Source organism: Arthrobacter sp. TMN-49, assembly GCF_054511095.1.
In genome coordinates, this window is the sequence record NZ_JBTNDH010000002.1 from 167388 (window position 1) to 193376 (window position 25989).

The following is a 25989-nucleotide window of genomic DNA, read 5'->3' on the forward strand; positions in this document are numbered from 1 at the left end:
CTGCGGCCGGTGATTGAGATGGCAGCAGACAACGGGCCCACTGCCGTGGCATGATGACCTCTATGAGCCAGGTCTCAGATCAGCAACCACAGCCAAGGCGCCGGCACCACAAACGTCGGAACATCTTGTTGATCATTCTTGCTGTGCTCCTTGCGGCGCTGCTGGTGGTTGCGGTGTTCGTAGGGAACTTGGTGCACAGCTTTGACACAAAGACGCAAAAGATCCCCCAGGCATTCCCCAGCGAACAGCTGCGCCCAACCCAAGAGCCGTCGTCCCCGGCAGCGTCGGCCATGAACCTGCTGCTTTTGGGAAGTGACAGCCGTGGCGATTCGGTGGACCTGGCCGAAGAGGGCGCACCCTCGAACCAGCGCTCCGACACCATCATGTGGGCCCACATTCCAGCAGACCGCAAGAACATATACCTGATGTCGATCATGCGCGACACGTGGGTGGAAATTCCCGGATACGGAGAAGCAAAAATAAACGCCGCCATGGCCTTTGGCGGGGTTCCGCTGGTGGTACAGACGGTGGAAGGGTTGTTCAAGGACAGGATCGACCACGTGGTCATGGTGGACTTTGAGGGCTTCAAGGCCGTCACCGACGCACTCGGAGGAATCGACGTCGATGTCCCCGTGCCCTTTACCTCGGTTCACGGCAACTACACGTTTAAAGCCGGCCCGCAGACGCTCACCGGGGATCAAGCGCTGGGGTTTGTCCGTGAACGGTACGCCTTCGCCGACGGTGACTATCAACGGGTGAGAAACCAGCAAATGTTCCTGAAGTCAGTGCTGGGTAAGGCGCTTGAACCAGCAACGTTGACCAATCCGCTCAAAGTCACTGACCTAGTCAATCAGGTATCACCGTTTGTGAGCGTCGATTCGGGCGTGAACGTGGCAATGTTGGCTGCTCTGGGGGTGAGCCTTCGCAGCGTCACGGGCTCGGATGTCATCTCCTTCACCTTGCCCACCTCGGGCACAGGCACCAGCGCGGATGGCCAATCCATAGTGCTCAGGGACGACTCCGCCATCACAGCCATCGCCGAAGCGCTGCGTGCGGATTCGTTGGGGGTGTATTTGAAGAACGCCGGATTGGGCTGAACGTCCCTACCTAACCCGCGGAGTTGGACGAAAATTGTTGCCTGGCGGCGGGGGAACTTGCCCCCACAGCCGCATCGGCGCACAGTGGGGGTGTGGATCTTGACGAACGCTCAGCACTACCCCCGGCACTTGCGACGGCCGCCGATGCCTTCGAGCGGTACTTGCGCACGGAGCGTGGCCGCTCCGACCACACCATTCGGGCATATCGTGGCGATGTTGACGCGCTGCTCATCCATGCTGTCGCCGAAGGGTATTCAACGGTGGCGGAGTTGGATCTAGGCTCACTGCGGCGCTGGTTGGGCGAACAGAATTCCGCCGGTTTGGCACGGTCCACGCTTGCCCGGCGGGCCGCCACAGTGCGTAGCTTCACTGCCTGGGCGCTGCGGGAAGAAATCATTGCCGTCGATCCGGCGTTGCGGCTCAAAGCCCCCCAGCGGGAACGGACACTGCCGGCGGTGTTGCAGCAGCAGCAACTGAGCAGACTTCTTGAGCGCATGTCCACGGCCGCGCAGGACGAGGACCCCGTGGCGATCCGGGACTTGGCCATGGTTGAACTGCTCTATGGCACAGGAATCCGTGTCGGTGAGCTCACCGGTTTGGACGTGGCGGATGTCAACCGTGAACGGCGCACCGTCAGCGTGGTGGGTAAAGGTAACAAGGAGCGCGTTGTTCCCTATGGTGTGCCCGCAGATACTGCTCTGGGCCGCTGGCTGACAACTGGGCGGGGCGCCCTTTACCAACCGCACAGTGGCACGGCGCTTTTCCTGGGACGGCGGGGAGGCCGCATTGATCAACGCACCGTTCGTACGGTGGTGGATCGCTTGTTCTCGTCCCTGGAAGATACCTCCGCGAGAGGCCCACACACCTTGCGCCACTCGGCAGCGACCCATCTGCTCGATGGCGGGGCGGACTTGCGTACAGTGCAGGAGATTCTCGGTCACAGTTCCCTGGCCACCACGCAGCTGTACACCCACGTTTCCGTGGAGCGGCTGCGGGACAGTTATCGCACGGCTCATCCCAGGGCGTAACAGGTGGCCGGGGCCAATAACGCTCCGCAGTGAGTCGACGGTGGCGTAAACTGCCCGGCTACGGCACAATGATAGGAGGCTAACGCTAAACAACCAAAGACGGGTATCACGCTCAGAGAATCCGGGTCGGTTCACGCAGGATCCGCGCAAAGAAAAGTTTCATCCTAAGAAGGTCGTTGGGGAAGACGCACCTACTGCAATGGAGGATGGAATGAAGGTAGAAAACACGCGCGGTGTTTTGTTTGTGCACTCAGCCCCGGCTGTCATGTGCCCACATATTGAGTCATCCATTGCCGGGGTGATGGATCAGCGCACGGACTTGCAGTGGACTGCACAGCCCGCTGCGCCCAATGTCTTGCGCACAGAACTTCAGTGGCGCGGCGCAGCCGGCACCGGTGCCAAGCTCGCCTCCGCACTGCGGGGATGGGCCAATGTCAGGTATGAGGTCACCGAAGACCCAAGCGCCGGTGTTGATGGTTCGCGCTGGTCGCACACACCCGAATTGGGTATCTTCCATGCCGTCACGGACGTGCACGGAAATATCATGGTCTCCGAAGACCGGATCCGCTACGCCTATGAGATGGGCAAGGGCGACCCCTCAGTGGTCTACCAGGAGCTGTCCTTGGCGTTGGGTGAGGCGTGGGATGAGGAACTGGAACCGTTCCGCCATGCAGCAGCCGGGGCCCCGGTGCGCTGGCTCCACCACGTAGGCTGACCTCAATCCAGAACTGACCCGCAGAAAACGCCGAAAAGTCACGGGAAAACCGTGATTTTCGGCGTTTTCTGCGGGTCAGTTTGTCGTTGGCCCACTCGCAATTTGGGGAGCGGGTGAGGACTAGCTGGGCAGTTCAACCTTGGGGCCTGTGCTGCGGATGGCTACAACAGCGTTGTGGCCACCGAAGCCGAACGAGTTGTTAAGCGCTATGATCTCGCCCTCGGGCAGTGCACGCGGCGTGCCCGTGATGACGTCCAACGGGATTTCTGGGTCCTGGTTTTCCAAGTTGATGGTCACAGGTGCCAGACGGTGGTAGACGGCCAGCACCGTCAGCACTGACTCGACGGCGCCGGAGGCACCCAACAGGTGGCCCGTCTGGGACTTCGTGGCGGAAACGCACACATTGTTGACGTGATCACCCAAGGCGGCCTTCAGGGCTGTGTACTCGGGCTTGTCCCCAACAGGGGTGGAGGTTGCGTGCGCGTTGACGTGGACAACGTCTTCGGGCAGGGCGCGGGCGTCAAACAACGCAGCCTTGAGTGCACGGGTGGCACCGAGGCCCTGGGGGTCGGGCGCGGTGATGTGGTACGCGTCGGCGGTGACCGAGGTGCCGGCCAATTCGCCATAGATGCGGGCGCCGCGGGCCAGGGCGTGCTCCTCAGCTTCGAGGACCAACGCTCCGGCGCCTTCGCCCATGACAAAACCGTCACGGTTGAGGTCGTAAGGGCGTGATGCCGTCTCCGGAGAGTCGTTGCGCTTGGAGAGGGCCTGCATGGCGGCAAAGGAGGCCATGGGCAGCGGGTGAATGGCGGCTTCGGCGCCACCTGCCACGACGACGTCGGCCTTGCCCGAACGGATCAGCTCCAGCCCAATGTGCAGGGCCTCAGTTCCGGAGGCACAAGCAGATACGGGGGTGTGGGCACCGGCCCGGGCGCCAAGGTCCAAGCTGACGGCTGCGGCGGGACCGTTGGGCATCAGCATGGGAACAGTCATGGGCAAAACCCGGCGGGGGCCCTTTTCACGCAGGGTGTCCCACGCGTCAAGAAGCGTCCACACCCCGCCAATGCCTGTGGCAAAGGCGACGGCGAGACGATCGTTGTCGATCTCCTCGATGCCCGAATCACGCCACGCTTCACGGGCAGCCACCACAGCGAATTGGGTTGAGGGGTCCATGCGTTTGGCTTCAACACGGCTCAGGACATCCGTGGCAGGAGTTGTTACCCGGGCGGCGAAGTGAACGGGAAGATCATACTTTTCCACCCAGTCATCGTTAAGCGTGTGGGCACCGGAGACGCCCTTGAGGGCGTTCTTCCACATGGTCGGGACGTCGCCGCCAATAGGCGTCGTGGCGCCTAATCCGGTGATGACTACTTTGCGGGCCATGGTTCAACTCTCTACAAAAATTATGGGGCAGGGCCAATCAATGATTTTGTGGTTGGCCGGCGTCCTGCATTCCGGCCAACCACCATACCCTGTGCCGCTTGCGCGATAAAGGGCTAACGCTTTGGCAGCTTAGGCCTGTGCGCCTGCAATGAAGCTGACAGCGTCGCCAACAGTCTTGAGGTTCTTGACTTCCTCGTCGGGGATTTTGACGTCGAACTTCTCTTCAGCGTTGACAACAATGGTCATCATGGAGATGGAATCGATGTCCAGGTCATCCGTGAAGGACTTGTCCAGCTCTACAGCCTCGGGGGCCAGGCCCGTCTCCTCGTTGACGATTTCAGCCAAACCGGCCAGGATTTCTTCGTTGCTAGCCATTGATGGCTCCTTTTCTTCTTTGCTGTGATCAAGGAAATGATCTTTTCAGGCATGATGATCGCACCACGGATGTGGCGAGATACGTTTGTTAGGGAAGACGCACCACTTGGGCGCCAAACACCAGTCCGGCACCAAAGCCGATCTGAAGCGAAAGCTTACCGGAGAGCTCCGGGTTCTCCGCTAGCAGGCGGTGTGTTGCCAAAGGAATTGAGGCCGCTGAGGTGTTGCCGGCCTCGGCAATGTCGCGGCCAATGATGACGTGCTCGGGCAGTTTGAGCTGCTTGGCCAATTCGTCGATGATGCGCATGTTGGCCTGGTGCGGGACAAAGGCACCCAAATCTGCTGCCTCGATACCGGCGGAGTCGAGGGCTGCCTTGGCCACCTTGGCCATTTCCCACACAGCCCAGCGGAACACTGTTTGGCCGTCCTGGCGCAGCGTGGGCCACAAGCTGGCGTGAGCCTCATCGGCGGCAGCCAAGTCAACGCCGTCGCCCTTCATGGCCTGCTCGCTGAAATCACGGATGTCCAGCTGGGAGTGGGTCATGCCGATGGTGTCCCACTTGCCGCCATCGGATCCCCACACGGTGGGGCTGATGCCTGGTTCGTCGGAGGGGCCAATGACAACGGCGCCGGCGCCGTCGCCCAACAGGAAGGAAATGGTGCGCTCGTGGTTGTCGATGACGTCGGAGAGTTTTTCAACACCGATGACCAAAACGTACTCGGCGGTGCCCGAACGGACCAGGGCGTCACCCTGGGCCACGCCGTAGCAGTAGCCGGCACATGCGGCCGAGATGTCAAACGCGGGGGCCGGTGTGCAACCGAGCGTGTCGGCAATCAATGTGGCCGCGGACGGGGTGGCGTAGGGGTGCGTCACGGTTGACACCAGTACGGCGCCAATCTGTGCGGGCTCAATCCCTGCCTGCTTGATGGCCTCGGCGCCGGCGCCCACAGCCATGTCCACCACGGAGACGTCCTTGGGGGCGCGGTGGCGGGTGACGATGCCCGTGCGTTGGCGAATCCATTCATCGGATGAATCAATCCACTGGCACACGTCGTCATTGGTGACGATCAGGGAAGGGCGGTACGCGCCGATACCGAGAATGGCCGATCCTAGGCGTTGGGTGCTTTGTTTCAGCGTGGGAGTGCTCACAGGGTTCCTTCGTCGGGCGCGGAGTGGGCTGCCAGCAATTCCTGGGCAGCTACAAGATCATCAGGTGTTTTCACTGCAACGGTAGCAATACCGCTCATGCCGCGCTTGGCCAGGCCCGTCAGCGTGCCGGCAGGAGCGAGCTCGATCAACGCCGTCACACCCATGGCTGACATGGTTTCCATGCACAAATCCCACCGGACGGGCCGTGACACCTGGGCGATCAACGAGCCAAGTGCCGCTTCCCCGGAAGGCACGACGGCGCCGTCGAAGTTGGAGAGCAGCGCCACCTTGGGCGTGTGCGGGGTCAGGGACGGGGCGAGAGCCTCCAAGGCCGCCACGGCGGGGGCCATGTGGTGGGTATGGAAGGCGCCGGCAACCTGGAGCGGGATGACTCGGGCCTTGGCTGGCGGCGCGGCAACCAGGGCAGCTATCTGTTCTAAGGTGCCGGCCGCAACCGTTTGGCCCTTGGAGTTCATATTGGCGGGGGTCAAGCCCGCAGCGGCGATGGCGGCCAGCACCTCCTCGGCGTCCCCGCCCACCACGGCGGCCATGCCGGTGGGGGTCGCCGCAGCGGCCTCGGCCATGCGGTTGGCGCGTTCACGCACAAACGCCATGGCATCAGCCGGGGAAAGTGTCCCGCTCAGCGTTGCTGCCGTAATTTCACCCACCGAATGACCAGCAACCACCACGTTGCGAGAGGCCAGGGCGGCTGACGCGTCAGGTCCCAGAAGCGCCTGGGCGGTAATGAGACCGGCCGCCACAATCAAGGGTTGGGCAACGGCTGTGTCCTTGATGGTTTCAGCGTCACTGGTGGTGCCGTGGGCGAGAAGGTCAATCCCCGCAGCATCGCTCAAGGTGGCCAGTTGGGTGGCCACGCCGGGACGTTCAAGCCACGGCGAAAGGAACCCGGGAGTTTGAGAGCCCTGTCCAGGGCAGACTATTGCAAGCACATTAACCAGCTTTCCAAACAAAACGGCATAAGAGCGGTGTTTTCATGCACCAAGCTTTTCGCCACGATTTGTAGGAAGTCTACAATAGTGCCGCGTTTTGGGTCTTATTGGTGACGACTTTTTTGGCCACGTTCGGCAAATCTGCGGCGGCGAGGCCTAGGTGGAGGACTTGGGGGTGACGGCCGCTTGTTTGCTCGCCGGCGACTTTGACCCTGTTTGTTTTTTCGGCGTGGCAAGCCTGCCCACGATGAGGGCTGTCTGCAGGACAAACGCCTCCCGGGGGATCAACGGATCCCACCCAGTCACGTCACAGACGCGCCGCAAACGGTAGCGGACGGTGTTGGAGTGGACAAAAAGGTCGCGGGCGGCGGCCTCCAGGGAATGCCCGCCCTGCAGATAGCTGCTCAGGGTTTCGATCAGGCCGTTGGAGGCGGCCAGCAAGGGCCTGTAGATGCTCACCAGAAGCGCCCGTTTGGCGGAGTCGTCACCGCCCAAAACACGTTCGGGCAAAAGGTCGTCGGCCGAGACGGGCCGTGGCGCAGCCGACCAGCCCTTGGCGACAGCCATGCCCGCGAACGCCGCTTTCGCCGAGGCTGTGGCGTCGTGCAAGGTGGCGGCCAAGGGGCCGTACACTACTGCGCCGGGGGCAAAAAGTTCGCTCAGCCGGACATAGGCCGACTCCGGATCGGTCACATTGCCCAACACCAAAATGAGCTTGTCACCTTGAATTCCCACCATGACGTCTTCGGCGAAACGGGCCGCCGCGCGACGCAACGTGGCCAGAAACAAGGCGTTGGCCTCCGAAGGGGCCGGGCCCACCATGATGGTGAACTGGCTGTGCGAGGTCCACCCCAGGGCCGAAATTCTTGATTGCAGGGCGTCGGAGTTTTCGCCCCGCAGAATCCCGTCAACAGCCAAAGCCTCCAGGCGGGTGTCCCACGCCCCGCGGTTCTCGGCTGCCCGGGCGTAAACGTCCGCCGCGGCGAAAGCGACCTCACGCGAATAGCGCAACACTGCCTCACGTAGATCAACCTGCTCACCGGCGGCGGCCAGTTCCGGAACCCTGTCCTCCACGACTTGAACCACTGTGCGGATCAGTTGCAGGGCCCGTTGCAGGCTGATGGAGCGGGTGAGTTCTGTGGGGGCCGTGCCAAAGACGTCCGAGAGCACCCAGCTGGGTGAGGAGGGGTGCTCATACCAGGAGACAAAAGCCGTAATGCCGTTTTGGGCCACCAGTCCAAGGGCGGAACGTTCATCGGCGCTGAGCCGCCTGTACCAAGGGAGAGTGGTTTCCAGCTCGCGACGCATCATGGTGGAGAGCGGGCCAATGTTGGCGCGCAATCTTTCCAACGTTTCTGAGGTGCTCGTGATGCCGGCAGCGCCGTGGTGTGCACTGGTGCCGCTGGCGGCTGTGTCCTCGGCTGCAGGTGATTTCTTGGCTACCATCTCTTGAGGATATGTCCTTAGCGGCCGGGGTGGCTATTTGTGTGAACTCCACAACTGCAAAATGTGAAGAACGTGCAGGTCTGGGGCTTAAAGTCGGACGGGTGGCTGGTGTGGCTGTAGATGTTCCACAGCCGCACCAACCACCCGTCCGGGGCAGGGCGTTGCGGGTTAGCCTTCGCCGCCCGCGTTGCCGGTGGTGCCGGCGTTGACGTTCAGCAGATCGTATTTTGCGATCGCGTCACGGGGTGCGTTGACGTCGATTTTGCCGTCCTTGGCGAGCATCTGCAGGGTTCGGACCACCACTGAGTGGGAGTCGATCTTGAAGAAGCGTCGCGCTGCTGCCCGGGTGTCGGAGAAACCGAAGCCATCGGCACCGAGGCTGGCGAAGTCATTGGGCAGGAACTGGCGGATCTGGTCCGGCACTGCTTTCATGTAGTCGCTGACGGCGACGACGGGTCCTTGCGCATCGGCCATGGCGGCGGTGATGAACGGGACCCGGACGTCGGCTTCGGGGTTCAGGAACGCGTCCTCTTCGGCGGCGAGGGCATCCCTGCGTAGTTCTGTCCAGGAGGTTACTGACCAGACGTCGGCGGCGACTCCCCAATCCTCGGCGAGGATTCGTTGTGCCTCCAAGGCCCACGGCACGGATACGCCGGAGGCAAGGAGCTGGGTGCGGGGCCCGTCGTGTTCAGACTTTTTGAGCAGGTAGATGCCGCGGGTGATGCCCTCGACGTCGATGTTCTCGGGGGCCTTGGGCTGGGTGATCGGTTCGTTGTACACCGTGATGTAGTACATGACGTTGGGATCAACGGAGTCCTTGCCGTACATGCGTTCAAGGCCGGCGTGGATGATCGCGCCGATCTCGTAGCCGTAGGCCGGGTCGTAGGTGACTACGGCCGGGTTCGTGGCGGCCAGGATCGGGGAGTGCCCATCGGCGTGCTGCAGTCCTTCACCGGTGAGGGTGGTCCGTCCTGCGGTGGCGCCGATGATGAATCCGCGAGTCATTTGGTCGCCAGCGGCCCAGAAGGAATCTCCTGTGCGCTGGAAGCCGAACATGGAGTAGAACACGTAGACCGGGATCAACGGTTCCCCGTGGGTGGCGTAGGCGGTGCCAGCGGCGGTGAATGCTGCCACCGACCCGGCCTCGTTGATGCCGGCGTGCACGATCTGTCCGGAGACGGATTCCTTGTAAGCCAACACCAGGTCGCGGTCCACGGAGAGGTAGTTCTGTCCGTTGGGGTTGTAGATCTTCGCGGTGGGGAAGAACGCGTCAATACCGAAGGTGCGTGCCTCGTCCGGGATGATCGGGACAATGCGTTTGCCGATGTTCGGGTCCCTCATCAAGTCCTTGAGGAGGCGCACGAACGCCATGGTGGTGGCTGCTTGTTGCTTGCCGGAGCCACGGTTGGCTACCTCGTAGGTTTTATCCCCGGGCAGTTCCAATTCGGTGTGTGTGGTGCGGCGTTCGGGCAGGAAACCGCCCAACGCGGCGCGGCGCTCCATCAGGTACTTGATTTCCGGGGCGTCCATGCCGGGGTGGTAGTACGGGGGACGGTACGGGTCAGCTTCCAGAACCTCATCGCTGATGGGGAGGCGCAGGTGGGTGCGGAAAGCCTTCAGGTCTGACAGCGTCAGCTTCTTCATCTGGTGCGTGGCGTTACGCGCCTCGAAGTGAGTGCCCAGGCCGTAGCCCTTCACGGTGTGGGCCAGGATCACTGTGGGTTTGCCCTTGAACTCGGCGGCAGCCTTATAGGCGGCATACACCTTGTGATAGTCGTGGCCACCACGTTTGAGGTTCCAGACCTCGTCATCGGAAAGGTGTGCTGCGAGTTCCTTCGTTTGCGGGGTTTGCCCGAAGAAGTGCTCACGCACGAAGCCGCCGGATTCGGCCTTGTAGGTTTGGTAGTCACCATCGAGGGTGGTGTTCATGACATCAACCAGGGAACCATCTGTATCGCGGGCCAGGAGGTCATCCCATTCCCGGCCCCACAGGACCTTGATGACGTTCCAGCCGGCGCCGCGGAAGAACGCCTCAAGTTCCTGGACGATCTTGCCGTTACCGCGGACGGGCCCGTCGAGTCGTTGGAGGTTGCAGTTGATAACAAAGTTCAGGTTATCGAGCTTGTCGTTTGCGGCGAGTTGGAGCAGGCCGCGCGATTCGGGCTCGTCCATTTCACCATCACCGAGGAACGCCCAGACTTGCTGGTCGCTGGTGTCCTTGATGCCGCGGTTGTGCAGGTACCGGTTCGACTGGGCCTGGTAGATCGCGTTCATCGGGCCAATGCCCATCGACACGGTGGGGAATTCCCAGAACTCAGGCATCAGGCGCGGGTGCGGGTACGACGACAGGGCATGGCCCTCTTTGGACTTTTCCTGACGGAAACCGTCCATGTCTTCCTCGGACAGGCGCCCTTCAAGGAAGGCGCGGGCATACATGCCGGGGGAGGCGTGGCCCTGGAAGAAAATCTGGTCCCCACCACCGGGGTGGTTCTTGCCACGGAAGAAGTGGTTGAAACCGACCTCATACAACGTCGCGGCACCAGCATAGGTGGAGATGTGCCCGCCAACACCAATGTCGGGGCGCTGGGCACGGTGCACCATGACGGCGGCGTTCCACCGCAACCACGCACGGTACTTACGCTCAATCTCCTCATTGCCGGGGAATACAGGCTCCTGATCGGCCGGGATGGTGTTCACATAATCGGTGGTCGTGACCATAGGCACGCCAACGCTCTGCGCGCCTGCCCGCTGCAGCAGACTACGCATAATGAACTGGGCACGCTCAGTGCCGCGTTCCTGAATCAACGTATCCAAAGACTCCAACCATTCGGCAGTCTCTTCCGGATCGCGATCGGGCAGCTGGTTTGTCAACCCGCTAAGGATGTGGGAATTTTCGTCTCCTGCAGCCACGTCCAACCTCTCTAAAAAGCAGTGTGTGGCGCCCATGACTGTAGCCGTGGGCGTGTACAGACACTCTAGACCGCTGGTGCGGATTGTGCGTAGCTGTGCCCAGTGCATGACCGGCTGCCAAGGCCGGGCTACCGTTCACTATAGGCCCCGCAGAGGGGTGTTCGTAATGGAAATCACAATTTAATGAGCTCCCGCTCGGCATGTTTGTTGCATAGAGCCGTTAAGTAGGGGCAAGATGGGCGCAGCCCCTAGACTGAGGGTACTGACCAATTACCCAACGCGGAAGCGTTGAACGCAGGAGGAATCACGTGAGCGAGGCCGACGCCGGCACAGTAGCCAAGGTGGCAGGCATTTTGGGGTTCAAGGATGGGGATCTCATCCAAGAACTCGGATATGACGACGACGTTGATTTTGACCTTCGCGACAACATTGAGGACCATATCGGTTCGGAAATGTTTGACGAAGAGGACCATGACGTAGTTGACGCCATCATTTTTTGGTGGCGCAAGGATGACGGGGACTTAGTAGATGCCCTGGTGGATTCCTTGACGTCCCTGGATGAGGGCGGGATTGTGTGGATTCTGACGCCCAAGTCCGGCCGGGACGGCTATGTTCCGCCGGCAGAGATCCTTGAAGCGGCACCGACGGCGGGTCTGCATGTGACCACCACCGAGGGTGTTTCCGCGGATTGGGCTGCGACACGGTTGGCTCCACGCAAGCGCCAATAATGCACGACGGCGGCACGCACCCAGGGTTGCAAGTCGGGGACATTGCCCCAGGCTTTTCCTTGCCGAATCAGTTTGGTGAGCCCATCTCGCTCGCTGGGTTGCGTGGCGCCCCCGTCGCCATAGTGTTTTATCCCTTTGCCTTCTCGGGTATTTGCACCGGTGAGCTGGGTGAGTTGGGCGACAACCTTGCCGTCTTTGCCGCAGCCGGCGTACATCTCCTGGCTGTCTCGGTGGACTCCAAGTACACCTTGCGCGCCTTTGCTGCCGCACAAGGCTATACCTTTGACCTGCTGGCCGACTTTTGGCCCCACGGCGAGGTTGCCAGTGCCTACGGGGCCTTCGACACGGTCCGGGGCATGTCAGGGCGCAGCACTTTTCTTATCACCGCCGACGGGCTGATTGCCGATACGTTCAGCACCCCAACAGGGCAAGCCCGCCCGCTTGAGCGGTATTGGCAGGCGTTGGGGCGGCTTTAGCCATGGATCCTCTCCGCCCCGGCATTGGTCTCACAGCCCTGGTGGCTGCCGGCTCTCCGCAGCCGGCCATTCCCGCCGCTGAGCGAGTGCTGATTCCTGCCGTCAGGGTGCAGCTGGGGCAGGTGGTGGAGCTGTGGCGTGGGCGAAGGTTTGTTCTGCTCACGGGCGCCGGCCTGAGCACTGACTCCGGGATCCCGGACTATCGCGGACCAACATCGGTGCCCCGAAACCCACTGACGTATCAAGAATTCGTTGGTGACGCGCAGCTGCGCCAACGGTACTGGGCCCGCAATCACCTGGGTTGGCACTTCATGCGCCAGGCGACCCCGAATGCCGGCCATTTCGCCGCAACAGTGCTCGAAGGTTGCGGGTTGCTCAGCGGGATCATCACCCAAAACGTTGACAGGCTCCATGAAGAAGCTGGCGCCATCGATGTGGTGGACCTCCATGGCCGCTACGACCGTGTGGTGTGCCTGCAGTGCCGGGAAATCTTCAGTAGGGCCTTCGTTGCCACGTTGCTCGGGGTCGCCAATCCCGACTTCCTCGATGCTGTTGCGCGGCTCGGGGGCGTTGCGGTTGGTCCGGATGGCGATGCTGATCTGGAGCATGAGGTTCTGATTGGCGCGTTCACGCCGCCAGCATGCCCGGTATGCACAGGCATGCTCAAGCCCGACTTTGTGTTCTTTGGCGAGAATGTCCCCAAAGATCGGGTGGAACGCTCATTCGCCATGGTTGAGGCGGCGGCCGGGATAGTGGTGGCGGGCTCGTCGCTAACTGTCAGGAGCGGGCTTCGTTTTGTGAAGAAAGCAGCCAAGGGCGGAAAGGCCGTGATCATCATCAACAGGGGTGCCACCCGGGGAGACGAGCTGGCAGATGTGAAGATTGACGCGGGGGTCAGTGAGTGTATGACCCACATCACCGACACTTTGAGGCCTTGATTGGCGCAAACGCCAAAACATCATGTACAGTAGTTTCTCGTTGGTCAGGCCAACAAGCGCAAAGCAAGGAAGCCTGAGTAATGAATGGGTCTTTAGCTCAGCTGGTAGAGCGCCACGTTTACACCGTGGATGTCATCGGTTCGATCCCGGTAGGACCCACCAATAAAAGAACCCCGCGGGTTCAAGACAAACAGTCTTGAAACCGCGGGGTTCTTTGCATTCTGGGCCCCTGCAGGGGTGTCTGAGGATTGACATCGTAAAGGGGATTTGATGGACGGTATTTCTTTTACCGCAATCGACTTTGAAACAGCCAACAACTACCGCGCCTCCGCATGTGCGGTGGGGCTGATTAAAGTTCGGGCCGGGAAGGTGACCGAACAGGCCTCATGGTTGATAAAACCCTTGCCCGGCTATGAGGCGTTTCACCCCGTCAATGTGAGCATTCACGGTATTACCGCCGCGCACGTGCACAACATGCCCACCTGGCGTGGAATCTACGGACCCATGACGGATTTTATTGGCGGCGATGCGCTAGTGGGTCACAATGTCAGCTTTGAGAGATCAGTCATTTCAAAGGCCAATGAAGCCTGCGGCCTGCCCGCCCACGCCGCGGATTTTCACTGCACCCTGACCCTGGCGCGAAAACACTTGGACCTGGCCCACTACACACTCTCCGATGTTGTGGGCGCCTTGCAGCTGCCGGCGTTCAACCACCACGACGCCGGTGACGACGCACGCGCCAGCGCCCTGATTGCCCTTGAACTGGCCCGCCGCAACGGCGCCTCCACCCTGGCGGAACTCTGGCCGGCACCCGGCGCCAAAACGGCAGCCAAACAGCCCAGCTACCTTTCAGCGGGATACACCCGCAGATTGGCTGATCTGCCCCCGGCAAACGCCTTGGCGAATCCCCACGGTCCACTTTTCGGGCAAACAATCGTCTTCAGCGGAGATCTTGCTGCCATGCCGCGAGACCAGGCCCAGGACGCGGCAGCCGCCAGGGGCGCCACGATTGCCAACAGCACCACCAAGAAGGTCACACTGGTGGTGTGCGCCGATCTGGGAAAGGCTCGAAGCTTGCCCAGCAGCAAGGTCAAACGCGCCCACGAGCTCGCAGCGGCTGGACAAAATATCCAGGTGATCAGCGAACAACAGTTCCTGCGGCTCATGGCCTTTCGGTAAGACGCTCCGCGCGCCACCCGCCACGCTCCACGCGCCACCCGCCGTCGTGAGTCGGGAAAGCCCGCAGCCCCAAGAGGCTGAATGTCAGAGCCAGTCCGTAGCGTACGGGATATGAAATCTGCGATGGAACTCCTGGTGGTGCGCACAACCCCCGCTGGCGTGCCGGTGGCGGTGCGGCGCGATGGCCACGAATGGTTGATTGGTGCCGAACCTGTGCGATGGTTCGAGCGAACCGACTGGTGGCGGCTCGCGCGCCGGATGCCTAAGGGCCAAGGCCGCGTGGACGTCCAGGTGTGGCAGGTGCAAGCGCGTTTAGGGCGAAACCCGCGCAGCGACCTGGTCACCATGGAGCTGGAGTGCGATTCCGACGGCGGCGCCTGGCGGGTCCGCGGTGCCCAGCCCGCGGCGCGGTGACTGCCTGTCGTGGCGCAGTGGCCGGCAGTTCTTCAACGGCGCCACTTAAAGTGAAAGGTTCCCCGCCACAGCTATTGGGGGACGCTGTGGTGGGGAACCAGTACTAAAAATATAGCCGTTGAATCCACAGGATGCAAACTGACACGCCAAATTTCCAGATAGCGCTTCAGAACTGTGGGGTCTGCGCAGGAGGCTCATTTTCCCCGGGCGGCGAAGTGGTCCGGGGCGGGCCCCGTCACAGTTAGCCGGGCGGGTTTGCCTCGGCTTGGGCGACCCTGAGCAACCGTGGCGCCGGCATCGTGGCTAGGCCACGACGGGGCAGCTGGTGGACACCTCGCGAGCGACTGCCGTGGCCAAGGGCGCGACGATCAGCGCATAGGACACTGTAGGTGGCCGGAGTGTGGCGTGTGCGCCGACAACGGGCGCTTAACGTGGAGGACCTCCCACTGTGGCTATTGGGGGACGCCACAGTGGAAGGTCTGAAGAAAATATACCTCCCCTGTGAAAAAAACACAAGACCGGACGTTCTACATCTTCGCGTGGACAGTAGGATGGAACTTGTTCACTGCAATGAACCGTTGGTTGTGGTGGAATGCGGGCCCATGGGTGCCATGGGTCCCCACCTTCAGCGTCGAGGAAGCTATATGAGTGAAGTTCAGGCCGAAACAAAGGGCGCCAACGCCCCGCAGGGTCCCGCGCCAGCGAAAAGCCTTGACCCGAGGGGCAATGCAACCCCCGCCCCGGCTGTCACGAGGGCCGCGGCGGTGCTCGATGCGCTTGCTGAATCGGTCACCGGGCGCCTGACCCTTAGCGATCTGGCCCGCGAACTGGGCATTCCGAAATCCTCCACATCAAATCTGTTGCAGGCGCTCGAGGATGCCGAGCTGATCACCCGGCAGGGCTCCGACTACGCGCTCGGTGTGAAGCTCGTGGAGCTTGGTGCTGCCTACTTGAGCCGCCGGGACGAGGTGCGGGAGTTTTACCGCTTCTGCGAGCAGGCGCCCATGCTCAAGGGTGAGACGGTGCGCATTGCGATGCTTGACGGCGACAATGTCATCTACCTGGCCCGCTATGAGGGGCACCCGGCCGTGCGGTTGACCTCCAATATTGGCGACAAGATGCCCGTCACACTATGTGCTGTAGGTAAGGCGCTGGTGGCTAGACTGCACGACCATGATCTGGAGGAGCTCTTCCCGGATGACGTGGCACTGCCGGTCATGACGCCCCGGTCGCTTAAAACCGGGCGGGAACTCAAAGCGGAGATTGCTGGCATTCGCGCGCAGGGGTACGCCTTTGAGGACGAGGAATCCACCTTGGGGGTGGTGAGCCTGGGGGTGGCTGTGCCGACGCACGGTTCCCATGGTCCCAACCTGGCGGTCTCGGTGACAGCCTTGAAGGCCACATTCTCGGACGAGCAGCGCGGTGCCATGGTGCGGGAGTTGCTGGAGTTGACCAAAATGCTGGGCAATCCCATGGGTTAGTGACCCGGATAACATTTTTCCCTTGGCGAACCGTTCACTGTGATGTACGCTGTTCAGCATAGTGATCGACCTAACGGTCGTTGTCGCCTGCCTGGACCAATGGTGGTTCGGGACGTTTCAAGGGAGAACCAGTGACTACACAGCCTTTACGCCCCACCCGTCCGTCCGCGGCGCAAACCGACGAGCCAGTCGATCCGGACCAGCTTCGCCGGGCCACCCTAGCCAGCTCCGTTGGTTCGGCGCTGGAATACTATGACTTCTACATTTACGGCCTGGCCACTGCGCTCATTTTTGGCCCATTGTTCTTTGCCCCGCTGGGCGCAACGGGTGCCCTCATTGCCGCCTTTGCCACCTACGGGGTTGGATTCGCAGCACGCCCCTTTGGTGGACTGATCTTCGGCTACATTGGAGACCGCTTCGGTCGCAAACAGGTCCTGCTACTGACCATCGGCCTCATGGGAACGGCGTCGTTTGCCATCGGTTTGCTGCCAACGTACGAGCAAGCTGGCATGTTGGGTGCCATTCTTTTGGTCCTCATGCGCATCATTCAGGGGCTGGGAGCCGGCGCCGAGCAGGCCGGCGCCACCACCCTCATCTCCGAGGTGGCCCCGCGCACGCGCCGCGGATTCTTCGCAGCCCTGCCGTTTGTTGGCATCCAGATCGGCACGTTGCTGGGCGCTGGCACCTTCGCGCTCCTGGGCCTGGCGAATCCCGAGGTTCTGACAGGATGGCTGTGGCGGTTGCCGTTCCTGGCCAGCATCCTGCTAATTGCCGTCGCCATCTACATTCGCCTCAAGCTCAAGGAAACCCCTGTCTTCCAGGAGCTGGAGAAGCACAAAAACGTCAACAAGAACCCGTTGGGCGTTCTGTGGCGCACCTCCAAGAAGAACGTGCTGATCGGCATCGGCCTGCGCATGGGTGAAAACGGCAACTCCACCATCTACTCCACGCTGCTGGTCGGGTTCATGGCCGCCAAGGGAGGCATATTTGAGGGCGACAAGTTCATTGGCCCCGTTGGCCTCCTCATTGCCGCAGGGTTCTCAGCCATCATGGTGATTACCTTTGGTGCCCTGTCTGACCGGGTGGGCCGCGTCAAGGTGTACCGCTACGGAGCTTTGTTCCAGCTCTTGTTCGCCTTCCCGGCGTTCTACTTGATCTCGCTGGGCAACGTCACGCTGGTCTGGATCGTCATGAGCATCGGCATTGCGCTGGGCGTGCAGTCCATGCTTGGTCCGCAGTGCGCCTTGCTGCCCGAGCTCTTTGGCTCCACGCACCGCTTCACCGGCGTGGCCATGAGCAGGGAGATATCTGCTGTCTTTGCCGGCGGCATAGCACCGTTCGTGGGTGGCCTGCTGCTGGCCATCACCCATCAGTCGTGGGTAGTGCTCGCGGGCTACTCCCTGGTGTTGGCGGCAATCTCCTTCGCCACCACGTTCGTTACTCCCGAAACAGTTGGCCGTGACCTCAATCTGACCGAGGACGCCACGTAACCCAAGTCATCCACCGGCGGCGCCCGTTTCGACGGGCGCCGCTTGGCGTTAAGCTTCCCGAGCAGGCCCGACGCCGGGCCGGGCCTTGCGCTGGGATCCAGCCGGCCGCCGTCGTACGTCATCGGGGCACGGACACGCAAAAGGGGAGCCCCCGCAAACGGAGGCTCCCCTGAGCAGGCTGTGCTTTCTAGTAGAAGTGGACCGGGTCCACCGTGTGCAGCAGCGGCTCACCGGACTGGAAGCGGGTCAGGTTTTCGATGAACCGCTCAGCGATGAGGCGGTTCTCGGCCACACTCAATGCCGAGGTGTGCGGGGAAACCATGACGCGCGGGTGGTTCCACAGTGGACTTGTGGCCGGCAGGGGCTCCACCGCAAATACGTCGAGGCAGGCGTAGGAGACCTGGCCGTTGTTGAGGGCTTCCAGCAGAGCAGCCTCGTCAATAACAGTGCCGCGGCCGACGTTGACCAGCACGGTGCCGGGCTTCATGGCGTTGAAGATTTCCGCGTTGATCATCTTCTCCGTGTAGGGAGTGCCCGGCAGGGTGTTGATCAGGACGTCGGCCGTGGCCAGCAGTGCCGGCAGCCCGGCGGTGTCGGTGACAACGTCGATGCCCTCGATGGCTTCGACAGCGCGCTTGGTGCCGCTGACCTTCATGCCGAGCGCGTGAGCCAGGCGGGCCGTCTCCAAGCCGATCTCACCCAGACCGGTGATGACCAGCGTGGAACCACTGAGGAGGCGGGTGGGTGTGCGCAGTTCGGGCCAGTGCTTGGCGGCCTGATCGGCGGCAAGCTCGGCGGTGCGCTTGAAGCCGTTCAGTACGCCCATCATGGCGAATTCGGCCAACGGCAGCGCGTGGACGCCTGCGGAACTGGTGACGGATATGCGCGCCAGATCTGCCGCTGACAGATTGGCTGCCTTGACTGCTCCGCCGGCGCCCGCGGCCATGGCCTGGATCCACGCCAGCTTGGTGCTGGCCGCGATGGTGGCCAAACCCGCAGCATTCTCATTCGGGAAACCGTAGAGAACATCGGCGCTGCTCAACAGTTCCCAGTAGCGGGCCTCCTGCTCGTCCGTCCGCCGGAAGGAAGGGGCTCCGGCATGGTCGGCAGGAAAACGCTCCGGGGGGAGTAGCTCTGGTTCGTACAGCACTGTGACGGCTGGATGGGCGGCCCTGATGGCCTCCACGTGTTCGGCTTCGAGCGGGACGGCAATCGCGACGGTGAGATTCTGAGGCATCATGATGTTCATCATACTGAATTGTGGATAGAATACTGAACAAATGTGACAAGGAGTCACCAGAAATACCCCAACCACAATGTTGTGAGGACAGGTGCGCAATGACGCAAACCCCTTCATCGGGCCACGATCGCCCGTACACCCTCGGATTTGTCGGCTTGGGGCACATGGGTGCCCCAATGGCCGCCAATTTGCTGCGGGCGGGCTGGCCGCTGACGGTCTGGAATCGTTCCGCGGGCACCACTGAATCCCTGCGGGCCCGGGGCGCAGACGCCGCAGCCACTGTCGCGGACCTGCGGGACCACAACGTCATCATCTTCATGCTGCCCGATCTTGGCTTTGTTGCCGACGCTGCGGCGCCCCTGTTTGCGGCGTGGCGGGCGGCACCACCTGCGCCGGGCACCGCAGTGGTTGTCATGAGCAGCGTTTCACCCCAGGCCGTCCAGGCTTTTGGTGCGGAGGTGGCGCGGGCCAGCGCGGGACACGCCGCCGTCATCGACGCGCCCGTCAGCGGCGGCACTGTCGGTGCGCAGAACGGCACGCTGGCCATCATGGTCGGCGGCTCCAAGAGCGACTTTAAGCGTGTGCTCCCCGTACTGGAAAGCATGGGAACTACCGTTCGCCTGCTGGGCGGGCTGGGCTCCGGTTCCCTCGCCAAGGCGTGTAACCAATTGCTGGTGGGAACCACCACGGCGGCACTTGCCGAGGCAGCCGAACTCGCCGAACGCTCGGGCATGGACGTCGGAGCGCTCTTTGAGGTGCTCGGCGGGGGACTGGCAGGCAGTGCCGTGCTGACGGTGGTGGGGCCGCGGATCGCAGCCAAGGACTATGCGCCAACCGGACCCGCCAAATTTATGCACAAGGATCTGGGTTTTGTGCTCGAAAGCGCCGAGGCGGCAGGATCGGCCGTGCCCATGGCCCGGGCCGGGCATGCGCTCTATGGAGCCTTAACGGAGCAGGGGCTCGGTGACATGGACCTTGCCGTGGTCCGCGAGAGTATTGCCCGGCTGCGACCGGGCCCCTGACATGGCCCGGTCGCCATCGACGGATTGACGGCTCCTTGGCGCGGGGCGGGGTGGGGAAATAAATGAGAGATTCACACAAGAAAAGGACTGGCGAATGACTGGATTGTTTGATTTGAGCGGTCACGTTGCCTTGGTGACCGGCTCCAGCCGGGGCATCGGCAACGCGCTGGCGCGAGGACTTGCCGAGGCCGGGGCAACTGTTGTGCTCCACGGGCTGGATGCGCAACGGCTCGCCGCAGCCGAGGCAGCGATGGCGGCGGATTTTTCGCCCGGACGAATCCGCTCCGTCGCTTTTGATGTCACCAGTGATGTGGCGGCCGCTCAAGGTGTGGCGTGGATTGAAAGCGAGGTTGGGCCGCTGGATATCCTCGTCAACAACGCCGGGATCCAGCACCGTGTCCCACTCCTTGACTTGAAGGTTGAGGATTGGGACAGGGTGCTGCGCACGGATTTGACGAGTGCATTCTTGGTGGGACGCGAGGCTGCACGTGGCATGCTGACCCGCGGTCACGGAAAAATCATCAACATTTGCTCCGTACAGACTGACCTGGCCCGCCCCACCATCGCCGCCTATACGGCCGCCAAGGGCGGGCTGCGCAACCTGACCCGCGCCATGACGGCGGAGTGGGCCGGCGGCGGGATGCAGATCAACGGGATCGCTCCCGGGTACATCCACACCGAGATGACCCAGAAGTTGGTTGACGACGAGCAGTTCAACGCCTGGATTCTGGGCCGCACACCGGCCAACAGGTGGGGGACCGTGCAGGACCTGATCGGCCCGGCCGTGTGGTTGGCCTCCGCTGCGTCCAATTTTGTCAACGGACAAACCATCTTCATCGATGGCGGCATGACGGTGGTGGTGTAAACCATGACAACAAACTCAACACAGCCTCCGAGCACGCTGGCCGTGGTGGCCCACGGTAAGGGCGATCTTCGCATCGAGGCGGTGCCGCTGCTGGAACCGAACCCCGGCGAAGCTGTGGTCAATATTGCCTACGGCGGGATCTGTGGCTCCGACCTGCACTACTGGTTGCACGGTGCCGCCGGGGAATCCATCCTTAAAGACCCCATGGTGCTGGGGCACGAGGTTGTAGGTGTGGTGGTCACTGCTGCCGCCGACGGCACAGGACCCGCCGTTGGAACACCCGTGGCCGTCCACCCGGCCACCCCGGGGCCCGGCACTGCCAAATACCCCGCCGACCGCCCCAACCTTTCCCCGGGGTGCACCTATCTTGGCAGCGCCGCACGCCACCCGCACACCGCTGGCGCGTTCTTGCGCTACGCCAACTTGCCCACACACATGCTCCGTCCGCTCCCTGTGTCTCTCCCACTGCGCCGGGCCGCACTCGTTGAGCCGGCCAGTGTGGCATGGCATGCGGTGGGGCGTGCCGGCGACGTTCGGGGAAAGTCGGTGCTTGTGGTTGGCTGCGGGCCCATCGGCGCGCTGGCCATTGCAACTCTCAAGCGGGCCGGTGCCGGCCACATCACAGCCGTTGACATGCACGCCAAACCTCTGGAGATCGCCAAGGCAGTGGGGGCGGACGTGCTTCTGCAAGCACCCGGGGAGGAGGACATTGCCGCAATTGAGGCCGATGTGGTCATTGAGTCCTCCGGAAACCATTTCGGTCTGGAATCGGCCATCAAGGGCACTGTGCGCGGTGGGCGCGTTGTCATGGTCGGGTTGTTACCCTCAGGGCCGCAGCCGGTCGCCATCTCACTGGCGATCACTCGCGAGCTGGAGTTACTGGGCTCGTTTCGCTTCAACGATGAAATTGAGGAGGTGATTGCGGCACTCGCCGACGGCTCGTTGTTTGTTGATCCGGTTATTACACACGAATACGCACTCGATGACGCGCTGATTGCGTTTGACACGGCCAAAAACTCGGCCATGTCAGGGAAAGTTCTGCTGAACTTCAATGCCTAGGGACAACATTTAGCTTGCACAGGCCCACGTTGCCATGGATGGGGCGTCATGTGACATATCCAAATCATGGAACCGGCTGGGGAAGCAGCTCCGGCACCGATAAGCTTGAAGAAATCATTGATTCCGCACTGGAGGTACTATGTCTGAACAAAAAGGCTCTGCACAAATCGGCGTAACAGGTCTGGCCGTCATGGGCGCCAACCTTGCCCGCAACTTGGCCCGCAACGGGTTCACGGTTGCCCTGCACAACCGCTCAGTGCAAAAGACTGACGCGCTGTTGGCGGCTCATGGCGACGAGGGCAGCTTTGTCCGCACCGAGACATTGGCCGAGCTGGTCGACTCCTTGGAGAAGCCACGCCGCGTGCTCATCATGGTCAAGGCTGGCGGACCGGTTGACTCCGTCATCGATCAGCTGGTGCCGCTCATGGAAGCCGGCGACATCATCATCGACGGCGGCAACTCGCACTACCAGGACACCCGCCGCCGTGAGGCAGCGCTGGCGGAGAAGAACCTGCACTTTGTGGGCGTTGGCGTTTCCGGCGGTGAGGAAGGTGCCCTGATGGGTCCCTCCATCATGCCCGGTGGCTCCAAGGAGTCCTACGACGCGCTCGGTCCGTTGCTGGAAAAAATCTCCGCGAAGGTTGACGGTGCGCCCTGCTGCGCATGGATCGGCACCGACGGCGCCGGCCACTTCGTCAAGATGGTCCACAACGGCATCGAATACGCCGACATGCAGGTTATTGGCGAGGCCTACGACCTGCTGCGCAGTGCAGCAGGCATCGAGCCGGCCGAGCAGGCAGAGATCTTCGGCACGTGGAACGAAGGCCAGCTGGCTTCCTTCCTGATCGAAATCACGGCAGAAGTTTTGGGCCACGTTGACGCCAAGACCGGCAAGCCGCTGGTTGACGTCATTGTTGACTCCGCAGGCCAGAAGGGCACCGGACGCTGGACTGTCCAGTCAGGTCTGGACTTGGGTTCGCCCATCTCCGCCATTGCTGAGTCAGTGTTTGCTCGCGGCCTGTCCTCACAGCGTGACCAGCGTGCCATTGGCCAGGACGTTCTTGCCGGCCATGAGGTTGTTGTTGACCTGGGTGCCGACTTCGTCGAAGACGTTCGCCAGGCACTGTATGCGTCCAAGCTCATCAGCTACGCGCAGGGCATCGACATGCTGACCAGCGCGGCCACGGAATACAACTGGGACCTGAAGCTGGATGAGATCGCCTCGCTGTGGCGCGGCGGCTGCATCATCCGTGCCGAGCTGCTCAAGGACATCACGAAGGCGTACGCGGCCGACGACAAGCCGGCGAACCTGTTGTTCGCCCCGGCCTTCGCAGCGGAAATTGCCGAGGTTCTCCCGGCCTGGCGCCGCGTGGTGTCCACGGCCGTTCAGCTGGGCATCCCGGTTCCCGTGTTCTCCTCCTCACTGGCTTACTACGACGGCCTGCGCCGCAAGCGCCTGCCGGCGGCACTGACCCAGGGCCTGCGCGACTTGTTCGGGGCTCACACCTACAGCCGTGTCGACGCTGAAGGTACCTTCCACACCCAGTGGAGTGGCGACAAGTCCGAGATCAGTGCGGTAGACACTCACTAATCCCGCGCCTCTTTTTGCAACTGACCCGCAGAAAACGCCGAAAATCACGGGTTTCCCGTGATTTTTCGGCGTTTTCTGCGGGTCAGTTCCGGTTGTGGCGAAGTGACCCACCGGTTGCCACGAAAACCTAGATCCACATGGCCGGGTCGATGTATTCAGCCGGGTCCACGGCGGGTGCCATTTCCTTCTTGGCGTCCCTGTGCCGCACAGTGGCCGGGATCCCCGTGAGGATGGAGTTGGCAGGTGCGTCCTTAACGACGACGGCGTTGGCTCCCACGGCGGAATCGTCACCGATGTGGATGGGACCTAGAACTTTTGCCCCGGCTCCGATGGTGACCCGGCTGCCGATGGTGGGGTGGCGTTTGGTTTTTGCCAGTGAACGCCCACCGAGGGTGACGCCGTGGTAAATCATGACGTCCTCACCGATTTCTGCTGTCTCGCCAATGACCACGCCCATGCCGTGGTCAATGAAGAAACGCCTGCCAATGGTGGCGCCGGGATGTATTTCGATGCCTGTCGCAAATCGTGTCAGCTGCGACAGCACCCGTGCGGGGAATCGCAGCCCGGGTTTGGCCCACATTGTGTGCGTCAGCCGGTGCATCCAAATGGCGTGCAGGCCGGAGTAGACGAAAAAGTTCTCCATGGAGCCACGAGCGGCGGGGTCATGCGACCGGGCGGACTCAAGGTCTTCACGTATTCTGCCGAAAAATCCCACAGACTTCTTTCAGTTGGTCGCCGTCGTTCTAGTTCGGCGGAGTTCGCAATACGGGCGGCCCCACATACCAGAAGACCCGCATCAGCGACGCAGCGGCGTCAGTGATGCGGGAGCAATCTGGCAATGCGGGCCTAGATGAGGGTGCGTTAGCCCCGAATATCGTCGTACAGCACAGTTGAAATGTAGCGTTCGCCGAAGTCAGGAACCACGGCAACAATAAGTTTGCCGGCGTTTTCCTCACGCTTGGCCAGCTCCAGGGCGGCCCATACGGCGGCGCCGGCCGAAATGCCACCCAGGATGCCTTCCTGGTTGCCCAGTGCACGGGCCACAGCCACTGAGTCTTCCAAGGTGGCGTCAAGAACCTCGTCGTAAATCTCCTGATCGAGCACCTCGGGAATGAAGTTGGCGCCCAGACCCTGGATTTTGTGCGGTCCGGGTGCGCCGCCGTTGAGGATGGCCGAGTCAATCGGCTCCACAGCCACAACCTTCACGTTGGGGTTGCGCTTCTTTAGGAGCTGGCCGGCACCGGTGATGGTGCCGCCTGTGCCGACGCCGGCAACCAGAATGTCTACTTTGCCGTCGGTGTCATCCCAAATCTCTTCGCCCGTGGTGGCGAAGTGGATGGCAGAGTTGGCAGGGTTGGCGAACTGCTGGGCCCAAATCGAGTTCTCGGTGGTGGCCACAATCTCCTTGGCCTTCTCCACGGCTCCTCGCATGCCTTCCGAGCCCGGGGTCAGGACAATGTCAGCACCGTAGGCGCGCAGCATGACACGGCGTTCGGTTGACATGGTTTCCGGCATGGTCAAGATGACCTTGTAACCGCGGGCAGCGCCGACCATGGCTAGGGCGATTCCGGTGTTGCCTGAGGTGCCTTCGACAATGGTGCCACCGGGCTTGAGCTCGCCGGACGCTTCAGCGGCGTCGATGATGGCTACACCGATCCTGTCCTTGACGCTGTTGGCAGGGTTGTAAAACTCGAGTTTGACAGCCACTGTGGCGTTCAAGCCTTGCGTCAGGCGGTTCAAGCGCACCAAAGGGGTGCCGCCCACAAGCTGCGTGACGTTGTCATAAATCCGTGCCATGTAAGGTCCTACTCTCAAGAAGTCGTCACGAGCTCAGGTGGTGTCAATGCCCGCGCGGATGGGTGCTTATTGGACAGCGTAGCTAGCGGTTCTGCTGGTATCTAGGCCCTGAGCCACTGGGCGTAATGTTTTCTTACTTTTGCGATCTTGGGGTCGATAATGACCCGGCAATAGCCCACTTCGGGGCGCTTGGCGTAAAAGTCCTGGTGGTCGGCAGTAGCGTCGTAGACGTGGCCCAGCCGCGTCACCTCTGTCACTATGGGGTGGCGCCAATTGGGCTGGTTGCGCACAATTGCCTCCCGGAAGGCCGCCTCGTCTTCGGCATTGGCGTAGAACATGGCCGACCTGTACTGCGTTCCGGTGTCGTATCCCTGCCGGTTGAGTGTGGTGGGGTCGTGCTGGGTGAAGAACATGTCCAAGATGATGTCAGCGGGGATGACGTTTTCATCGAACGTCACCGATACTACCTCAGCATGTCCGGTCATGCCGGAACAGATCTGGTCGTAGCTGGGGTTGGGCACCGCGCCACCGGTGTATCCGGACACCACAGAGTGCACGCCCTTGGTCATCTGGTAGACGGCGTCCAAGCACCAGAAACAGCCGCCACCCAATACAAAAGTCAACATGTCTATTTATAAGTCATTTTGCGCCGCGT

At 61.8% G+C, this 25989-nt stretch carries 24 protein-coding genes and 1 tRNA gene; 15 read left to right on the top strand and 10 right to left on the bottom strand.

The annotated features are described in order from the left end of the window. Positions 1–62: 62 nt before the first annotated feature. From ACX80E_RS01920 to ACX80E_RS01930, 3 genes are all read left to right on the top strand, one after another. Positions 63–1097, top strand: coding sequence for an LCP family protein (locus tag ACX80E_RS01920; RefSeq protein WP_459299993.1), 1035 nt, complete (start codon positions 63–65; stop codon positions 1095–1097). A 92-nt stretch (positions 1098–1189) separates the two neighbouring features. Continuing rightward, positions 1190–2125 (top strand): tyrosine recombinase XerC, encoded by a 936-nt coding sequence (locus ACX80E_RS01925; RefSeq protein ID WP_459299995.1) that lies wholly within the window; start codon positions 1190–1192, stop codon positions 2123–2125. 211 nt (positions 2126–2336) lie between these two features. Further along, positions 2337–2840 carry a DUF3145 domain-containing protein gene (locus ACX80E_RS01930; RefSeq protein WP_459299997.1) on the top strand — a complete coding sequence of 168 codons (504 nt, stop codon included), beginning with the start codon at positions 2337–2339 and terminating at the stop codon, positions 2838–2840. 120 nt (positions 2841–2960) lie between these two features. On the opposite strand, the gene fabF is transcribed toward ACX80E_RS01930, so the two are convergent. The 6 genes from fabF to aceE form a co-directional block, all read right to left on the bottom strand. Beyond that, a complete protein-coding gene (gene fabF, locus ACX80E_RS01935; RefSeq protein ID WP_459299999.1) occupies positions 2961–4223 on the bottom strand; it encodes a beta-ketoacyl-ACP synthase II in 1263 nt (420 codons plus the stop codon). Between the two features lie 129 nt (positions 4224–4352). Then, positions 4353–4598: an acyl carrier protein gene (locus ACX80E_RS01940; RefSeq protein ID WP_038462997.1), complete on the bottom strand. Its 246-nt coding sequence runs from the start codon at positions 4596–4598 to the stop codon at positions 4353–4355. A gap of 88 nt (positions 4599–4686) precedes the next feature. Further along, positions 4687–5748 (bottom strand): beta-ketoacyl-ACP synthase III, encoded by a 1062-nt coding sequence (locus ACX80E_RS01945; RefSeq protein ID WP_459300001.1) that lies wholly within the window; start codon positions 5746–5748, stop codon positions 4687–4689. After that, positions 5745–6698 carry an ACP S-malonyltransferase gene (locus ACX80E_RS01950; RefSeq protein ID WP_459300003.1) on the bottom strand — a complete coding sequence of 318 codons (954 nt, stop codon included), beginning with the start codon at positions 6696–6698 and terminating at the stop codon, positions 5745–5747. Before ACX80E_RS01950 ends, ACX80E_RS01945 begins: the two co-directional genes overlap by 4 nt. Before the next feature lie 156 nt (positions 6699–6854). Further along, entirely contained in the window at positions 6855–8144 is a 1290-nt protein-coding gene (locus tag ACX80E_RS01955) for a PucR family transcriptional regulator (RefSeq protein WP_459300005.1), read from the bottom strand. Positions 8145–8312: 168 nt separating this feature from the next. Further along, a complete protein-coding gene (gene aceE, locus ACX80E_RS01960) occupies positions 8313–11090 on the bottom strand; it encodes a pyruvate dehydrogenase (acetyl-transferring), homodimeric type (protein ID WP_459300007.1) in 2778 nt (925 codons plus the stop codon). Between the two features lie 272 nt (positions 11091–11362). Here aceE and ACX80E_RS01965 point away from each other — a divergent pair, with 272 nt between their 5' ends. The 8 genes from ACX80E_RS01965 (at position 11363) to ACX80E_RS02000 (ending at position 17760) form a co-directional block, all read left to right on the top strand. After that, positions 11363–11782: a DUF3052 domain-containing protein gene (locus tag ACX80E_RS01965; RefSeq protein WP_459300009.1), complete on the top strand. Its 420-nt coding sequence runs from the start codon at positions 11363–11365 to the stop codon at positions 11780–11782. Further along, positions 11782–12258 carry a peroxiredoxin gene (locus ACX80E_RS01970; protein WP_459300011.1) on the top strand — a complete coding sequence of 159 codons (477 nt, stop codon included), beginning with the start codon at positions 11782–11784 and terminating at the stop codon, positions 12256–12258. Before ACX80E_RS01965 ends, ACX80E_RS01970 begins: the two co-directional genes overlap by 1 nt. A gap of 2 nt (positions 12259–12260) precedes the next feature. Then, complete coding sequence (locus tag ACX80E_RS01975) at positions 12261–13196, top strand: Sir2 family NAD-dependent protein deacetylase (RefSeq protein WP_459300013.1); 936 nt, start codon at positions 12261–12263, stop codon at positions 13194–13196. Between the two features lie 86 nt (positions 13197–13282). After that, positions 13283–13358: transfer RNA gene (locus ACX80E_RS01980), tRNA-Val, on the top strand. 108 nt (positions 13359–13466) lie between these two features. Next, positions 13467–14375: an exonuclease domain-containing protein gene (locus ACX80E_RS01985; protein WP_459300015.1), complete on the top strand. Its 909-nt coding sequence runs from the start codon at positions 13467–13469 to the stop codon at positions 14373–14375. 111 nt (positions 14376–14486) lie between these two features. Next, the gene (locus ACX80E_RS01990; RefSeq protein WP_459300017.1) at positions 14487–14789 is read left to right on the top strand and encodes a hypothetical protein; all 303 of its coding nucleotides are present in this window, start codon (positions 14487–14489) and stop codon (positions 14787–14789) included. 644 nt (positions 14790–15433) lie between these two features. Further along, positions 15434–16270: an IclR family transcriptional regulator gene (locus ACX80E_RS01995; RefSeq protein ID WP_459300019.1), complete on the top strand. Its 837-nt coding sequence runs from the start codon at positions 15434–15436 to the stop codon at positions 16268–16270. 131 nt (positions 16271–16401) lie between these two features. Further along, positions 16402–17760, top strand: a complete 1359-nt coding sequence (locus ACX80E_RS02000; protein WP_459300021.1) for an MFS transporter — start codon at positions 16402–16404, stop codon at positions 17758–17760. Between the two features lie 187 nt (positions 17761–17947). Here the strand turns inward: ACX80E_RS02000 and ACX80E_RS02005 are convergent, their stop codons facing one another. After that, positions 17948–19012, bottom strand: a complete 1065-nt coding sequence (locus tag ACX80E_RS02005; RefSeq protein ID WP_459300023.1) for a D-2-hydroxyacid dehydrogenase — start codon at positions 19010–19012, stop codon at positions 17948–17950. Between the two features lie 86 nt (positions 19013–19098). Between ACX80E_RS02005 and ACX80E_RS02010 the strand changes: the two genes are divergently transcribed. The 4 genes from ACX80E_RS02010 (at position 19099) to gndA (ending at position 23537) form a co-directional block, all read left to right on the top strand. Next, positions 19099–20022: an NAD(P)-dependent oxidoreductase gene (locus ACX80E_RS02010; RefSeq protein ID WP_459300025.1), complete on the top strand. Its 924-nt coding sequence runs from the start codon at positions 19099–19101 to the stop codon at positions 20020–20022. 94 nt (positions 20023–20116) lie between these two features. Continuing rightward, a complete protein-coding gene (locus ACX80E_RS02015; protein WP_459300027.1) occupies positions 20117–20887 on the top strand; it encodes an SDR family oxidoreductase in 771 nt (256 codons plus the stop codon). A gap of 3 nt (positions 20888–20890) precedes the next feature. Beyond that, the gene (locus ACX80E_RS02020) at positions 20891–21946 is read left to right on the top strand and encodes an L-idonate 5-dehydrogenase (protein ID WP_459300029.1); all 1056 of its coding nucleotides are present in this window, start codon (positions 20891–20893) and stop codon (positions 21944–21946) included. A 139-nt stretch (positions 21947–22085) separates the two neighbouring features. Further along, a complete protein-coding gene (gene gndA, locus ACX80E_RS02025) occupies positions 22086–23537 on the top strand; it encodes an NADP-dependent phosphogluconate dehydrogenase (RefSeq protein WP_459300031.1) in 1452 nt (483 codons plus the stop codon). 127 nt (positions 23538–23664) lie between these two features. Here the strand turns inward: gndA and epsC are convergent, their stop codons facing one another. The 3 genes from epsC to msrA form a co-directional block, all read right to left on the bottom strand. Further along, a complete protein-coding gene (gene epsC / locus ACX80E_RS02030) occupies positions 23665–24252 on the bottom strand; it encodes a serine O-acetyltransferase EpsC (protein WP_459300033.1) in 588 nt (195 codons plus the stop codon). A gap of 146 nt (positions 24253–24398) precedes the next feature. Next, on the bottom strand, positions 24399–25334 hold the full coding sequence (gene cysK, locus ACX80E_RS02035; protein ID WP_459300035.1) for a cysteine synthase A: 936 nt from the start codon (positions 25332–25334) through the stop codon (positions 24399–24401). Between the two features lie 101 nt (positions 25335–25435). After that, on the bottom strand, positions 25436–25960 hold the full coding sequence (gene msrA / locus ACX80E_RS02040; protein ID WP_459300037.1) for a peptide-methionine (S)-S-oxide reductase MsrA: 525 nt from the start codon (positions 25958–25960) through the stop codon (positions 25436–25438). Positions 25961–25989: the final 29 nt, after the last annotated feature.

Excerpts from the sequence above, each read along its gene's own strand:
- msrA (WP_459300037.1), bottom strand. The coding sequence starts at position 25,960 with ATGTTGACTTTTGTATTGGGTGGCGGCTGTTTCTGGTGCTTGGACGCC.
- ACX80E_RS01970 (WP_459300011.1), top strand. The coding sequence starts at position 11,782 with ATGCACGACGGCGGCACGCACCCAGGGTTGCAAGTCGGGGACATTGCC.
- aceE (WP_459300007.1), bottom strand. The coding sequence starts at position 11,090 with ATGGGCGCCACACACTGCTTTTTAGAGAGGTTGGACGTGGCTGCAGGA.
- ACX80E_RS02005 (WP_459300023.1), bottom strand. The coding sequence starts at position 19,012 with ATGATGAACATCATGATGCCTCAGAATCTCACCGTCGCGATTGCCGTC.
- fabF (WP_459299999.1), bottom strand. The coding sequence starts at position 4,223 with ATGGCCCGCAAAGTAGTCATCACCGGATTAGGCGCCACGACGCCTATT.
- ACX80E_RS01985 (WP_459300015.1), top strand. The coding sequence starts at position 13,467 with ATGGACGGTATTTCTTTTACCGCAATCGACTTTGAAACAGCCAACAAC.
- cysK (WP_459300035.1), bottom strand. The coding sequence starts at position 25,334 with ATGGCACGGATTTATGACAACGTCACGCAGCTTGTGGGCGGCACCCCT.
- ACX80E_RS02020 (WP_459300029.1), top strand. The coding sequence starts at position 20,891 with ATGACAACAAACTCAACACAGCCTCCGAGCACGCTGGCCGTGGTGGCC.
- ACX80E_RS02015 (WP_459300027.1), top strand. The coding sequence starts at position 20,117 with ATGACTGGATTGTTTGATTTGAGCGGTCACGTTGCCTTGGTGACCGGC.
- ACX80E_RS01990 (WP_459300017.1), top strand. The coding sequence starts at position 14,487 with ATGAAATCTGCGATGGAACTCCTGGTGGTGCGCACAACCCCCGCTGGC.
- ACX80E_RS01920 (WP_459299993.1), top strand. The coding sequence starts at position 63 with ATGAGCCAGGTCTCAGATCAGCAACCACAGCCAAGGCGCCGGCACCAC.
- ACX80E_RS01975 (WP_459300013.1), top strand. The coding sequence starts at position 12,261 with ATGGATCCTCTCCGCCCCGGCATTGGTCTCACAGCCCTGGTGGCTGCC.
- ACX80E_RS02010 (WP_459300025.1), top strand. The coding sequence starts at position 19,099 with ATGACGCAAACCCCTTCATCGGGCCACGATCGCCCGTACACCCTCGGA.
- ACX80E_RS01940 (WP_038462997.1), bottom strand. The coding sequence starts at position 4,598 with ATGGCTAGCAACGAAGAAATCCTGGCCGGTTTGGCTGAAATCGTCAAC.
- ACX80E_RS01955 (WP_459300005.1), bottom strand. The coding sequence starts at position 8,144 with ATGGTAGCCAAGAAATCACCTGCAGCCGAGGACACAGCCGCCAGCGGC.
- ACX80E_RS01930 (WP_459299997.1), top strand. The coding sequence starts at position 2,337 with ATGAAGGTAGAAAACACGCGCGGTGTTTTGTTTGTGCACTCAGCCCCG.
- ACX80E_RS01995 (WP_459300019.1), top strand. The coding sequence starts at position 15,434 with ATGAGTGAAGTTCAGGCCGAAACAAAGGGCGCCAACGCCCCGCAGGGT.
- gndA (WP_459300031.1), top strand. The coding sequence starts at position 22,086 with ATGTCTGAACAAAAAGGCTCTGCACAAATCGGCGTAACAGGTCTGGCC.